General features: G+C 35.3%; 10 protein-coding genes. 5 read left to right on the top strand and 5 right to left on the bottom strand.

The window, feature by feature from the left end; all coding sequences use genetic code 11:
• Positions 1 to 446 precede the first annotated feature (446 nt).
• The 3 genes from Q0845_RS27075 to Q0845_RS27065 form a co-directional block, all read right to left on the bottom strand.
• The gene (locus Q0845_RS27075; RefSeq protein ID WP_298520979.1) at positions 447 to 3731 is read right to left on the bottom strand and encodes an amidohydrolase family protein; all 3285 of its coding nucleotides are present in this window, start codon (positions 3729 to 3731) and stop codon (positions 447 to 449) included.
• Positions 3732 to 3840: 109 nt separating this feature from the next.
• A complete protein-coding gene (locus tag Q0845_RS27070) occupies positions 3841 to 4482 on the bottom strand; it encodes a DUF2306 domain-containing protein (protein WP_298520977.1) in 642 nt (213 codons plus the stop codon).
• An 85-nt stretch (positions 4483 to 4567) separates the two neighbouring features.
• A complete protein-coding gene (locus tag Q0845_RS27065) occupies positions 4568 to 6625 on the bottom strand; it encodes a transporter substrate-binding domain-containing protein (protein WP_298520976.1) in 2058 nt (685 codons plus the stop codon).
• Between the two features lie 278 nt (positions 6626 to 6903).
• Between Q0845_RS27065 and Q0845_RS27060 the strand changes: the two genes are divergently transcribed.
• The 5 genes from Q0845_RS27060 to Q0845_RS27040 all read left to right on the top strand — a co-directional run bounded on the left by Q0845_RS27060 (position 6904) and on the right by Q0845_RS27040 (position 11977).
• Positions 6904 to 7257, top strand: coding sequence for a hypothetical protein (locus Q0845_RS27060; RefSeq protein WP_298520974.1), 354 nt, complete (start codon positions 6904 to 6906; stop codon positions 7255 to 7257).
• A 6-nt stretch (positions 7258 to 7263) separates the two neighbouring features.
• A complete protein-coding gene (locus Q0845_RS27055) occupies positions 7264 to 8865 on the top strand; it encodes an FAD-binding protein (protein ID WP_298520972.1) in 1602 nt (533 codons plus the stop codon).
• A gap of 114 nt (positions 8866 to 8979) precedes the next feature.
• A complete protein-coding gene (locus Q0845_RS27050) occupies positions 8980 to 9882 on the top strand; it encodes a DNA/RNA non-specific endonuclease (protein ID WP_298520970.1) in 903 nt (300 codons plus the stop codon).
• A 73-nt stretch (positions 9883 to 9955) separates the two neighbouring features.
• Entirely contained in the window at positions 9956 to 10861 is a 906-nt protein-coding gene (locus tag Q0845_RS27045) for a CHAT domain-containing protein (protein ID WP_298520968.1), read from the top strand.
• Positions 10862 to 10876: 15 nt separating this feature from the next.
• A complete protein-coding gene (locus Q0845_RS27040) occupies positions 10877 to 11977 on the top strand; it encodes a hypothetical protein (RefSeq protein WP_298520966.1) in 1101 nt (366 codons plus the stop codon).
• A 12-nt stretch (positions 11978 to 11989) separates the two neighbouring features.
• Here Q0845_RS27040 and Q0845_RS27035 read toward each other — a convergent pair whose 3' ends face one another.
• The gene (locus tag Q0845_RS27035) at positions 11990 to 12844 is read right to left on the bottom strand and encodes a hypothetical protein (protein ID WP_298520964.1); all 855 of its coding nucleotides are present in this window, start codon (positions 12842 to 12844) and stop codon (positions 11990 to 11992) included.
• Between the two features lie 204 nt (positions 12845 to 13048).
• Positions 13049 to 15721: T9SS type B sorting domain-containing protein (locus Q0845_RS27030; protein WP_298520962.1), on the bottom strand; the 2673-nt coding region annotated here is incomplete at its 5' end.

The raw sequence follows: 15721 nt of genomic DNA, 5'->3' as shown, positions 1-15721 counted from the left end.
ACTTTTGCATTTAAAATTTATCATTCAACATTTATCATTTCAAAAAACCACTCGAAGTGACGTTTGGTATTATATTAACAGATTACTTCGTCGCAACTCCTATTAATGACATATTGAAATACAACTTTTGCATTTAAAATTTATCATTTTACATTTAAAATTTCAAAGTACTTCTCGATACAATTTTTCTTCATTTCATTTTGAAAAACCACTCGAAGTGACGTTTGGTATTATATTAACAGATTACTTCGTCGCAACTCCTCTTAATGACATATTGAAATACAACTTTTGCATTTAAAATTTATAATTCAACATTTATCATTTCAAAAAACCACTCGAAGTGACGTTTGGTATTATATTAACAGATTACTTCGTCGCAACTCCTCGTAATGACGTATCGAAACACAACTTTTACATTTAAAATTTATCATTCAACATTTATCATTTTACTGATGTCCCAAATGACAACCACATCCTGGACGCATGAAACTATTTGATTCTTCATGCCAAGGAAATGCTGCGTTGTATTTATTGTTTTCCCAATAGAATTTTGTGCGTTCTTTTGATTCGTTTCCAATTTCGTTCATGGTTTCCGTATCGTATAAACGACCGTTAATCATGGTATGTGTAATGCTTTCTGTATTTCGAATATTTTCCAAAGGATTTTTATCCATGATGATTAAATCCGCTAGTTTTCCAACTTTTAGCGAACCAATATCATTTCCAGCTCCAATGTATTCTGCAGGATTGATGGTCGCTGTTTTTAAAGCTTCCATTGGCGTCATGCCTCCTTGTGCCATCATCCATGTTTCCCAGTGCGCACCTAAACCTTGTAATTGTCCATGTGCTCCGATGTTTACTTTGACACCTTTGTCTGCCAATGATTTTACAGTTTCAGAAACTAAAATATGTCCGTTTTTATATTCTTCTTCTGGTAACATGGTACGATGTCTTGAACGCGCGTCTATGATGGCCCTTGGCGTATATTTTAAAAGCTTTTCATTCTCCCAAACATTCGTATGTTGGTACCAATAATACTCACCATTTACACCGCCATAGTTTACAATCAATGTTGGCGTATAACCTGTTTTACTAGTTCCCCACAATTCTAACACATCTTTGTATACTGGAGAAATAGGAATGTTATGTTCTACACCTGTGTGTCCATCCATAATCATGGTCATATTGTGATAAAAGGTTGATCCACCTTCTGGTACTACAAAAATACCTTCTTCACGAGCAGCTTGTAGTACTTGTTGGCGTTGTTCACGGCGTGGTTGGTTGTAACTTTTTACCGATAATGCACCAAATGCTTTGGTACGTCTGATAGAAGATCGTGCATCTTCTAAATTGTTGATTACTGCTTTGAAATCGCCATCAGCTCCATAAAGTATAAATCCAGTAGAGTAGAGGCGTGGTCCTACAAGCGTTCCATTTTTTACCAATTCAGACAAAGCAAAAACCGTTTCTGTATTCGCAGAAGGATCGTGTGCTGTCGTTACTCCAAATGCCAGATTCGCATAGAATTGCCAATGTTTTTGTGTCGTTAATCCATAACGGAAAGCACCAATATGTGCATGTGCATCTACCATTCCTGGCATGATTGTTTTTCCAGTCATGTCATACGTTTTTGTTCCGTTCGGAATACGAATATCAGCTCCAATAGCTTCAATACGATTGTCTTTTACGAGAATGGTACCGTTTTCAATCACTTGATCATTTTCCATTGTAATGATACGTGCATTAGTAAATGCAATACGACCATTGGGTTTGTCTGTTTTTAATTTTAGATTGATTTTAGTTCCTTTCGTAGTAATTTCGGCTGTTTTTTCAGGAGAACCCTCAAGAAAAGTGAATTTGTCTTTGATGTCATTTGAAAAATATTCGTCACCTAAAGTCCACATCACTTTTTTGCTGTTTGGAGACCAATGTAAATTCACACCAGCATCTTTGGCAATTTGCGCTACAGGAAATGCTTTGGTTTTGTTGTCTAAGTTTATTTTTTGACCTGTAGTAATCATAGGCGCTACATAGGCTTTGTGCAATTGTGAAAAAGCAACCCATTTATTATCAGGACTTGGTACAATTCGGTTTGCATATTTTGAAGTAAAATGTGTGCGTTTGTCTTGTCCTTGAAGATTCACACTTATTAAAGATTTTGTCAAGTTCCCAAAATACGTTCCACCCGTTTGTAAAAAGATACGTTTTCCATCTACAGAGAACATTGGATATTCACCTTGCGTTGTTACAAGTTTCGCCTTACTTCCATCAGCTTTCATGGTATAAATACCCGCATTTTTAGAGAAGGTAAATCCTTGATCGCTGTTTCCGCGTTCTTTTCGGTAGACAATCTGTGTTCCATCAGGAGAAAAAGCAGGTGTTCTAAAACTTCCTTTTTCAGACGATAATTGCATCGAATTTCCACCATTGACAGCAATTTTTCGAATCGTACCTAAATTGAGATCATTCCAAGTTACATAGACAATTTCTTTTCCGTCAGGAGAAAAACTAGGTTCCGATTCAAAATCAGTTCCTTTTGTCAATCGTTTTGGTGTTCCGTTTGGTAATTTTTTCTTCCATAAATAACCAACAGCATTGAATACTAAGGTTTTTCCGTCTGGAGAAGTTACTGCTTGGCGAATGACTTTTGCATCAAAATTATCGGGTGCTACTGGCGTGTTAAATGAAATAGCTTCTGCAATTTGAAGCGTTGCATTTACTGTAAACGGAATGTTTGTTACTTGCAAAGACGCAATGTTGATCTTATTGATTTTTCCGCCAGACCAAAATACAATTTCGTTATTGTTTGGCATCCAGCTAAAGTTTGGATATACACCAAATATTGCCCACGCTTCTTGCTGATCTTTGTCTAAAGCATCATATAAGGGCCATTCTTCACCCGTTTCTAAATCGTGTAAATACAATACAGATTTGGTGCGAACTCTTTTTATAAAAGCTAGTTTTTTTCCATCTCTTGAAACTTGTGGACGTGAAGCTCCGCCAGGTCCACCAGTGACTTGTGTTGTTTTTCCTGTTTGGAAATCGTATCGTTTGATGACATAAATCTGTTTGTTTGGATCTTTGTTGTATTGAAACGATCCGCCCGGATATACATCTTCACTATAATATAAGTAGCGTCCGTCAGAAGAAACAGAAGGTTCGTTGACGTCTTGTTGTGCGTTTTTCTTTTTGGTAAGTTGCAAACCAGATCCGCCAGTAATGTGATATTGCCACATTTCTCCTGCACCCAATGAACGTTGTGAGGTAAAATGCTTTCGTGCTATAAATGAATTTCCATCAGGCATCCACGTAGAGTTGTTGAGCAAGCGGAAATTTTCTTTGGTAATTTGTTTGGCGTCAGAACCATTGGCATTCATCACCCAAATATTATCACCGCCGCCAGCATCACTTGTGAATAGAATTTTTGAACCATCTGGACTGAAATGCGGTTGTATTTCAAATGGAATTCCTGTGCGAAGCGCTGTGGCAGTTCCGCCAGAAATAGGAATGGTATAGATGTCTCCCATCATATCAAATACAATGGTTTTCCCATTAGGACTTACATCTAAGTTCATCCATGTACCTTCATTTGTGGTAAAAGAATGTGCTTTGTAATTGAAATCACCTTTGGGATTGGCAACACTCCATTTTTCTGCGTTTTTTTTGTCTTGTGCACACAGTATACACACAAAGAGAAGTCCGAAAAGGACCGAAAGATTGGTTCTCAGCATTTGGCTATTATTTAAACTCCTAATTTAGCCAATATCATGTTAATATTTCTTAAAAGAGTGTTAAGGTGTTTTGGAGAACTCTTAAAAATAAAAGATTCCGAAAGAAATGTTATATAAGTTTTGTTTTCTTCTTACGTAATTTCCAAAACCAGTAGTTCATATAAGCTGTTCCGAAAATACTTGGAACTAACCAACCTGCAATTCCAGGAATGAATTGATTGACTACAATAAATGCAGTGACGGCAGCAATATAACCGCCCAACATTTTTCCGATATGTAGTTTTAGCCAATGTTTTCGAAGCTGTTTTGGTTTTTTGAAAAGAAGTATATCTCTTGTCGCAAATATGATTCCAATAGTTCCGAAAATTGCCAATACAGTATTGAGTTTTCCTGTCCATAGTAATGGATAACAGATCATAACAACTCCAGTGAGCATCATAAATACAGAAATGATTTTATCAAGTATTAAGGATGGATTTGGCTTTTTAAAACGCAATGCACGATATCCTGTTATGATAAAATAGGAACTGAATAATCCAATGGTGAACAGAAATGCATTTTCATGTTTGGGAAGCACAGCAATGACTAGTGCTAACAATGCTGAAAACAACATGGAATAGTAAAAAACAATTCCTGATTTTTTGTGTGTACTGTTTCCTTTTGTGGCAATAATAGCAATGAATCCTGCAATAAAAGCGATACTGCCCAATATTGCATGTGTATAAATAAGATAAGTGGCAAACGTCTCCATGTAGTTATTTTTTATCAAATCTCTACAATTGTATGATGTTGTAGAATTCTTTGTAACCGAATTGTCTTATTTGTGGGACGAATTGTTATTGTATGTTAAAGTGCAATGCAAGCAAATCTTCCAATACTACTTTTAAAGCACTTGTATTCAAAGGTTTTGTGAGATATCCGTCAAAACCAATCGTTGAAGCTCTGTTGATGTCTTCTTCATGTGCATAAGCAGTTTGTGCGATAACGGGAATATCTGGATTAAGTGCTTTTATTTGTTTGGTAGCTTCGTATCCGTTTAAGATTGGCATTTTGATGTCCATAAATACAATATCGAAATTGGATTCTTTGACAAAATCGATGGCTTCTTGTCCGTTTTTCGCCCAAATAATTTCCTTTTCATTTTTAATGACATTGTTGAGCACTTTTTGTAACACAATATAATTGAGTTTCATATCTTCTGCAATCAGTATTTTTACAGCAGAATCAACAGTTTTTGGAGGTTTGATTTTATCTTCATCTGAGAAGTTTTCTTTGGTAATGTATATTGTGAAAACCGAACCATTTGGTTGATTGGCTTGGAGTTTGATTTCGCCGCCTAGCGAACGAATGTTTTCTTTTGCAATGGAAAGTCCAATACCCAATCCATCATATTTTTTAGAAAGTTCTTTTTCTTCTTGATAAAATTCGTCAAAAATGGTTTCAAACTTTTCAGGACGTATGCCAATTCCAGTATCAGTGACCGTGATTTCTACATGTTCTGATTGGACTTCATATTGTAATGTTACATTTCCTGAATTTGTGAATTTAATAGCATTATTTAAAATATTGCCAATAGCTTTGGTGAAACGTGTTTTATCAGTTTTAATATATTTTTCTTCTTGATTTTTAGCTTTTATAAACGTAAAATCTAACTTTTTATGTGCGGCTTTTGCAGTATATATTTCAGAGAGCGTTTCAACTTCCTTATGAATGTTTATAATTTGATAATTGGGAATGATATTTTTCGTGGTCAATTCTGAAATTTCAATAACGTTATTGAGCACTTTCGTCAGATTGTCACTTTCTTGTAAAATAGTACTGATATATTCTTTCTTTTCATCTTCAGAAATATGCTCTTTTTGTAAAAAGTTAGCGAATCCGATAATGCTATTCAAAGGCGTTCGTACTTCGTGAGATATATTCTGTAAAAACAATGTTTTTAGCGTATTACTACGTTCAGCGATCGTTTTTGCTTCTTCTAGTGCTTTGGTTCTTTTGGAGACTTGTCTTTTTAAATAATAACTCAATCCAAAAAAGAAAACTAACAACACAGCAACTACCAAGAGTAAAATTTCCCAAAATGTAGCTTTTTGATGAAACGGAACTACAATATTATAAAGCCACTTATTTAAAATCTCGTTCTTTTCGTCAAGCGATATAGCATTATTTCCTTTTTTTATAATTGTTGCCAAAATAGGTTTCTCTTTGTGAATGGCAATACCTAATTCATTGGCGTACTTTATGGGTGTTTTTATGGTGAGACTGTCAATTGCTTCTTTTTGAATGAGATAGTTGCTAATAGCTTCCAATCCTATAAAAGCATCTACTTCATGATTGGCTAAGGCTTTAAGACCTTCTTCTTCATCTTTTTTAGGTACAAGAATGATGTCGGGATATTCTTTCTCTAAATATTCTTCAATAGCATAGCTTTTTCCAACCGTTACTTTTTTTCCAGAAAGTTGTTTTAATGAAGTAATACTAGAATCATTTCGTGTAATAATGACATGATTCCCTTTGAATATAGGTTTGGTAAATGTTAAATACTTTCGGCGTTCTTTCGTATTTTGAATTTCCAGAATAATATCGATCGTTCCTTTTTTAGCATCATTCACAAGTGTGCTCCAATCACTATAAAATTTCTTATCAAATGTATGTTCAATTTTATCTTCAATGGTTCCAAAATAATCTAAAAGGATTCCATCAATTTCTCCTTCTGCATTTACAAATTCATACGGAGGATAATTGATATATATACCTACATTCAAATCTGGGTTCTCATCCAAATACGCACGTTGTTTTTTAGATAAAGTAACACCAGTATTACATGAGGAAAGTGTAAAAAAGATACATATTATTGCATAAATACACTTAGAATAATATCGGCTAAAGGTCATTTCGAGGCAGTTTATATGCCTAATTTACTGTAAATTATCGAAAAAAACGCCGTTTTTTAGATTAGATTCTTATTTAAAATGATGGAAATGAATATCATAGCTAAGTCTACGGTTATATTTTCTTTTCTTTAAAAGAAGTATAATCTTTCAAGTTATAAAAGAATACAATTTAACTTCATCCAAGTATAGGGTAGAAAAGACAAAATTTTTAGGGTGTTTTTACCCTTGAAAACCTGTAAGAAAGCTACTATTTTTATGGTTCACAAATTTAGATAGTTATGAAAATTAGAAATAAGACTTTCGTCAGATGGAGTATTGCAATAGTTATATGCTGCTTATTCTCGTCTTGTTATTCAGTTCGCTTAAAAAATGTGTACGGTGATGCAGAACCAGATCCGATAAGTGATAGAACTGATTATTACCGAATGATGAAAGTCCGAGAAATAGATACCGTGATTACAATTTCTGTAGTTGATAAAGATTTTACCATGTTATTGGATAAATGTGGACCAAGTGGAATTCACACTGTAGAGTATCGAAATACATTTGGTGGAATTCTACTGAGTGCCGTTACTTTTGGACGAAAACGTAGAGTGCGTGTTAAATATGTATGTATGAAATCTAATAACTAAGAAATCATGGCAAAGACAACACCTTACGCAAAAAGTACTTGGGATACACTTCATAACAACGGACCATTTCCGTTAAAAACCTTATATGTGACAGAGTTAGCAGGTTCTGCACATATGTTTTCAAAATACGATCGTTATAATGATGCTGCTCAAGAAATTCAACGACTCATCCGTGAAGCAGCCGATAAAAATCAAGGGTTTCGTGCCTATGGTTCTAGCTGGTCATTATCGCATATTGCGCACCAAAAAGACAATATGCACTACAATGGTTTTATGAGCATTCATATTCCAATTTCGCAAGAATTAACGCATGAAGATACAAGTTATGCGAATGAAAATCTGTTCTTTTTTGAATGCGGAAATACCATCAAACGTATTTCTGAAGTATTAGGTTCGCATGGAAAATCATTGAAAACGAGCGGCGCTAGTAACGGACAAACCATTGCAGGTTGTATTTCCACAGGAGTACATGGTTCTGCCTTGAATGTAGGTTCTATTCAAGATTATGTAGTTGGACTGAATATTATTATTGGTGATAAACCCACTGATATTGTGTATTTGGAAAGACATACAAAACCAGCGCTGAATGATGATTTTGCTGAGAAAATAAACGCAAGAGTGATCCGAAATGATCATTTATTCAATGCAGCTTTGGTAGGTTTGGGCGCATTCGGATTTATACATGGAGTTGTGATTGAAGCAGAAGATCGTTTTCTGTTGAAACGCTATGTAAAGAAAATTAAGAAAGAATTGGCGTTGGAATTGGCAGATACGATGGATTTTAAAAACTCAACCTTCAAAATTGAAGGAGAAGTAGATGCAGATGGCAAACCATTACGTCCGTATCACTACAAAGTATTCATCAATCCGTATACAAATGAAGATGATTATGTGGTAGAAGTGATGTATAAAAAAACATATCAAATTCCATATCCAGATCCGTTTCCAGTCATTAAAACATCGTTATATAAAGACTTAATTCATTTATTGATAAAAATGTCGGAGAAGTTTCCAAAGGCAATTCCTTGGTTTATCAAACGATTACAAAAAAGCATTTTACCTGAAGTCAATGAAGAAACTTTAGGAACTTTATATGAAACCTTTTGGGATGCGCCGTATCAAGGACCTGCATTTGCCTGTTCGGTGGGAATTGATCATACACATTCTTCAAAAGCGTATCAAGTTTTAGAAGAAATGACACAGAAAGAAGGGCCGATTCCAGGAATTTTTGCGATGCGATTTGTAAAACAAACAGACGCGACACTTGGATTTACAAAGTTTCCAATTACCTGCATGTTAGAAATTGATGGGGTTTTATGGGAGAAGTCGCGAAAAATTATGAGTTTGACGGAATATTCAAGGCGAATGATTGAAGTATTGGAGGAAAATAACATTCCATTTACGATTCATTGGGGAAAAAATTCCGATTGGAAATTCCCTAATTTGGTCAAGAATATGTTTGGTGATAAGGTGACAGCGTGGAAAAGCTATCGCAACGGATTGCTATCAACAGAAATGCAAAAAGTATTTTCAAACGGCTTTTTAGAAGATACAGATTTACACACGCCAAATGAAACGAATGAAGAAGATTTGATCGTTTCACTGTAAAGACAGAAACTTTTGTTAATGAAGTTGTGTAGACTGACAGATATTTAATAATTTAGGAACACATTAATAGAACTGATTTTGAGTTACTCGGCTACCTTTTTTGAAACGCATTCAGTGCAAGCACCAAGTATTGATGCGTCTGAGACTGCGAAGTTTTCAGCAGCAGGATTGCAGGTGTCTGATTATTATTTGCCGTATCAAAACTATAGCATATTGCAAAATCCGTTTCGGAAATTCCCTTATTTTTCGGCTGTTAATGTAGATGGAAAACGGTTCTTTAAATTGAAAAGAGCTAGTATTTTTGAAGGAAGTGAACGTTGGGCAAAAGATGAACGCATTCCTGAAGAAGCACAATGGGGAAATGCTTTGTATGGTGCCAAAAAATATGATTTTGATCGAGGTCATTTAGCAAAACGTGAAGATGTACAATGGGGAATTGATGAAGAAGCGGCCCGCGTTGCAGCACGATCCACATTTTTTTATACAAACGCAGCTCCGCAAGTAAGTAAATTGAATAGAGGCGTTTGGAAACGTATTGAAAATTATATTTTACATCATGAAGTTGTAAAAAACAGTATGAAAATCTGTTTGTTCAGTGGTCCGGTATTTCGTGAAGACGATCCGGAATTTTTACAAACAGTCAATGACGAAACGGTACGATTGCCATATTTGTTTTGGAAAGTGGTGTATTATGTAAAAGACAATCAATTGTATAGAGCAGGATTTTTGACGAGTCAACGCAGACAAATGCAGAAAAAGCGCATTATAAAGCCTGTAAGTCGCTCGGAAGAAGGTGTACGATCTACACATTTCAATGCTTTTAAAGATGCAGAAACCTATCAGGTAAATGTATCTTTTATAGAACAAATAAGTCAGTTGTCTTTTGAAGCTGCTACAGAAACATTTCAAAGTGACGATCCTGAACGCATTATTCTTTCACGTGTAAACGTTCGTAATAGTAGCAACGAAAGTGTACAAATGGAAGAGCAAGTAAAAAGTATGAATTTAAAACTATAACATCATTTCAAATAAAGTCAACATATTATTCATTAAAGCCAATCCGATTGATAGTGATGCACTTCGATTGGATGTGGAAGAAAATGCGATACGCGATGTTTTAGGCAGTAGTGATGACAAAACTAAATTTGAATTTGAGTCAAGAGGCGCTGTGACCAAAGACCTTTTGATCGATCATTTACTGAAGATAAAACCGAATATTCTGCATATTTCTGGGCACGGTAATACAGATGAGCAATTGCTTTTAGAAGATATTGAAGGATACAAAGAAGAAGTATCTATTCAAAAATTGTCGAATGTTTTATCTGGATTTACAGATCATATCAACTGTGTGTTTTTAAATACCTGTCATAGTTTGGCAGGAATTGACGGTTTCAATAAAAATATCGCTTATATCATTGGAATGAAAAACGAAATTCCGGATGATGTCGCGATTAGTTTTTCCAGAAACTTTTACAATGCGTTGTTTAATGGTAGAACGATTAAAGATGCTTTTAAAATTGCGTTGTCGCGAATTGCCATGACCGATCAAGGTGACGAGCATATTCCGAAATTGATTGTCAATAAAGAAGCGCTCAAACAAGAAGAAGTAGTAGTAGAAGCTGAAGACGACAATCCTGAACATAGATTGATTAATACGATTGTATCTGAAGAAGAAATCGCCATCGCCAAAAATGGTTACAAGAAAAGTATCAGTTTTCATTATCGATTGATTATTGGAGCTGTAGGATTTGGTGTTGGACTCTTTGTATTTCTATATCTAAAAGGAAATAGTGATCTCACTTCTTCACTCTTAGGATTGATTCCTAGTGCTTTTGGAAGCTATCCATTTTTAGAAATTCAGAAGCGAAAAAACAGAATCACATTGATCAAAGTATTTGAAATAAAACGGAAACGTTTGCTAAATGCTTTGGCGCAACTTTCACCGCATGAACGTAGAGAATTAAACGACGAATTTAAGCGATTAATCATCATCTAAAAAGACTAAAATTACATGAAGACGTATAAATCCATAGAAGAAACGATTGCGGATGTTCGTAAAAAAGACAAACGCTATAACTATATGATTTTAGTCATAACACTGATTATGATTACGGTTATTGCAACAATTGTCATTATCAATTATGAAAATAAGGTAAAGAAAAGTCAAGCTCAGATTGCACAAAATGAAGATGTCATTGAAGCCAATGAAATCATGATTGCGAAGCTCAAAACCAAAGAAATTGAAAACAAACAATTGCGCGAAAAAGATTCGGTTCGTACCGATTCTATTACGCAGTTGGTGACTACATTGCGCAAAGAATTATCGATCATCAAAAAAGAAATTGCTAAAAATAACGGTTCTAACAGTAATCAGGCATTGGTATTAACAAACATTAATCTGGCACAGGATAAACTGAACCAAATCACCAATAACATTAGCGATAATACCATTGTTCGTTATTACAAGCGTAGAGCAGATGGGAATCGGATTGAAAGTTTGATTCAAAATATGAAAAATCCTAGCTTTCGATTGAATCTAAAAGATGTACCGAATGACAATGGACGTGTCAAAGTAAATACATTATGGTTTGGTGCCGATGTGAATAGAGTAGAGGTTTCAAAATTGCTGGATGCTTTAAAGAGAATCAACGTGCGTATTACCAATGTAAAAGAGTTTGACAATCCAAAAACTAAAGAATGGAAAAAGGGAGCGATAGAAATTGGATATGAACCGTTAAATACGGTAGCAAATATAAAGCTTACGCAAAGCGAAGTTGCCAATTTACGAGTTAATAATAATAATATAAAATACAATGTTCGATTCTATTCCTATAAGCCAGATCAGCGGACAAAAAGTAGGTTGACAGCATTAATAAAGAAGGAAAATTATAATATTAAAGTATATCCAGACTGGAAAAAACAATACAGTTTCTTTGCCAAAGTTCCTACGGTTTTCTATTATGATAAAAACACAAAAGATATTGCCGAAAAGTTAGCAGCAACACTATCTAACTATGTGAAAGGTACAGGCTTTAAAGTCCAATTTGGAAGTGGTTACGGAATCAAACAAAGCGAAAAGAAAAATACGTTTATTGTGCATTATACGCAGTAGTTTGTACCGTATTTATTGTAGCATTTTTTTGTAGTGGTTCATAGAACTTTCGCCATATTTACTTTTTATTTCGTCCAATTCTTGCGTCAATAATGCATTTAATTCTTCGTTATGAAAAGAATGCATCATGGTAAAAATATCTTCATATAAAAAAGGTACAATATCATCCCTTTTCAAATAATTTTTTAATGCTTTGATGAGCTGATTTTCATAGTCTGCTTTGTGATGATCAAATACATATTTGATTGCATGAATGTTTTCGTTGTTAAACGCTTGTTTTTCAATTACAGGTAAATATGATTTGTCATAGATTCTGTTTTCAAAAACAGTCATATACAATAACCAATCGGCATTATTAGTTGCAATAATTAAACTGTCTAACTTCAATAATTGCGCATCCTTTTGGAGCGCTACTTTTTCATCATTAGCAGAGAGTCTGAGGTCATTCCAATACTTGTAGTATATTTCAGAAGAAACGAAATCAGAACCCATACTGCATCCTTTCATTGTTTTTACTTTTTTATCAGTCTTTAAAAAATCCTCAAAAACATCTATAAACTTAGGATTTTCTTTATCAATCAATCCAAAAGTAGCATACGTAGCAACGGCGTTATTCGTATCTTTTGTTAGTACATACAATTCATCTGCAGAAGCTAGTCTTGCTAAATTTTTATAATTATTATATTGTGTACTTGGAGAACCTGCATATCCAATATGACTGCTCTGAACTTCATTGAAATTAGCAATAGTATCTCTTAAATTCAGCACATTTTTATTCGTGATCACGTATGTCTTTTCCTTGCTAGGCGATTGGCAAGATAAAAAAATGAATATGCCGCAAAATAGATAAATACTTATTCTTTTCATGTGTGAGTAGATTTTGGATTTCTGCCGTAACAAATTATGTGCTAAGTCTCTCAAAGTTAGGTTAAAAGTTTCACTTTAAAAAACAAGTTTTTCTAGTTAGGTTAGCGGTTTTATGGTATTAATGGTTATAAAAATGCTACATTTTTTGAAGAAACTAACGTCTCCGGTTTTTTGTGTATTTCTTTTCTATTTGTTTGATGTGAATTATCTCTTTAAAGTAAAGTGATTGATAAATTCTTTTGGCGAACCATCAAACGGATCTACATATTCCACTCTAAACCAGTAATCCTGTGATGGCATTGGTGAACCATTGAAGGTTCCGTCCCAACCGATTCCTGCTGGACTGATCTGTTTTAATAGTTTTCCATATCTGTCAAAGATGTAAATCTTCGCACTAGGTTGATTTCTAAGTCCTATGATATTCCATGTTGGATGGTACTCATCTCCATTTGGAGTGAAGAATTTCATATAATCAATCAGTTCAAAGGTTCTTACCAGTTCCCCACAACCATTGGTGTCTCTCACAGTAACCGTGTGTTCTCCTGGTTGTAAGTCTAAGAACTCTCCAGTCTCTTGCCACTCTCCATCATCTAATTGGTATTCATACACGCCTGAGCCTCCTGTTGCTGTTGCTATTACATTGTGCGTATCTGCAAAGGCTGGTGTGGTAATCTGTACATCTAAACTAGCTGGTGCTGAGGATGCTTCATACGTTACACTATCACTATAGCTACAGTTTGTTGGGAAGTTGTTGTCAGTAATCACTAAACTATAGGTTCCTGCCGTGGTTACTTGTACTGTTGCGGTGTTAAAGATTCCATTTGGAGTATTCCATAGATAAGTAAAGCCTGCTCCTTGGTCTTCTCCGATGAATGGTCCATCTTGAGTCGTTCCTGTAGCTGCATCCACACATAAGATATCATCTGCTGGTAATGTGAAGACTGGTAATGGGTTCACTTGTAAGTTCACTAGTACTGGATCAGATAAACATCCTGTAATGGTTTGTCTCACTCTTGCATATAGCGTCTGTGGATTCGATGTGTTGGTATAACTTGTGGTATTAGCAATTGCATTGATATCCGCATCTGCATCTGTTGCTGTCTCATAGTAAGAAACTGCCATGTTCAATTGCCCATTAATGATATCTGCATCTAAGGTTGTTAGATCAAACACTGCTGTATCTTGATCTGCCTCATCTACTGCACATAGTTGATACGTGTCTGGTGCTGTTGCCGTTGGAATTGGTTCTACACTGAGTTCTAAACTAGCAATATTGTTGGTGTTTACACATCCTGTTGCCGTATTCTCCACTCTGATAAAGATTGTCTGTGGATCACTCATGTTCTCAAAACCGTTTACTAAGGCTCCTGTACCTGCTAATGCCTCTGCCACTGTTAAGTGATACGTTACTGTAAAGTCAGCCACCATCTGTGGAGCAGTTAGTAAGTCTAATGAAGCTGTCACTACATCCCATTCAAATTGTCCTACATTGTCATTGTCATACTCACAGAATACATAAGTAAATGCCGTTGCTGTAAGTTCTGGCAATGGATGTACAATTACTGGTAATTCTACTACCTTATAACATGGTAACATATTACTATCAATCTGAATATCACTCTCTACTCGTACATAGATAATCACTTGTCCGTTCACATCTGCTGTTGCCATGTCTACGGCATGCATTGTTGGATCAGCAATTGGGTTGATATCTGCGTCTGCGTCTTCCTGTGTGGTATGGTAACTTACCGTTACATTACTCTCATTGTTGACAATCTCTGCTTCTGATTGTGTCAGATCAAAGATTAAGATTCCGTTGGTTGCATCTCCGTCGCTGTCATCATCACAAGCCTCTAAGATTGCAGGCATTGTGTTTGGTGTTGGAATTGGAAGTACTCTCAATGTCATGGTAATATCTGTAGTACATCCTGCGGCATTGGCTGCTCTGATGTATAATACTTGTGGATTGCTAATGTTTTGATAAGCTGTTGGGTCTGCTATTGGAGTATCTGCGTTTAAGTCTGCTAATGAAGCATAGTACGTAAGTGTTAAACTAGTATCTCCTCCTGTGATCTCTGTGTACTTATCTGTTAGATCAAAACTACTGATCTCATCACTCTCATCACCACTTTCTAAATCATCACATAGTGAGAAAGGTGTTGGTTGTACCAGCACTGGTGGTGGCACAACTATAATATCAAAGCTTCCGATAGCATAACATTCTGTAGTATTGTCTTCTAAACGTACCCAGATCGTTTGTTGATTCACTGTAATATTGATGTAATCCGTTAGATTCACTATTGGAGATACATCATCGATTGCATCTTGTTCACTCTCGTGATAAGTTAATGTTAAAGCTCCTGGTGTTTGCGTACCATAGATCTCCATTTGAGTCTGTGTCAAATCAAACATTGCAAAACCATCTAAACTTGCTGCATCATCACACACTTCTAAATCAGTGATGTTGATTGGAACTTCTGGAATTGCAATCACATTGATCTGTAATGGTGTCACTGTAAAACAGCCTGTAACCGTATTGGTGGCTAATACATATAATGTCTGGCTATCCATTACAATGTTGGTATATGGACTTGTTAGCGCATTTAAATTAGCAATCGCTTCTGCTTCTGTTTCATGGAAGCTATAGACTACATCTGGCTCCATGTTCACAATAGCAGTGACAAGTGCATCTAAATCTGTAGCTACAAAACCGTCATTATCATCATCACAGGTATCTGCTAAAAGCAGTCCATTTGGATCTAAGGTTGGACTCGGTAATGGATTTACACGAATATCAAAGGTAATGGTGTTTTGACAACCTGTAGTATCATTGGTAGCCAATACAAAGATCGTTTGTACTGCTACCATCGCATTTGG

This window comes from uncultured Kordia sp. (genome assembly GCF_947489565.1).
GTDB lineage: Bacteria > Bacteroidota > Bacteroidia > Flavobacteriales > Flavobacteriaceae > Kordia.
This window is presented reverse-complemented; position numbering and strand designations above follow the sequence as displayed.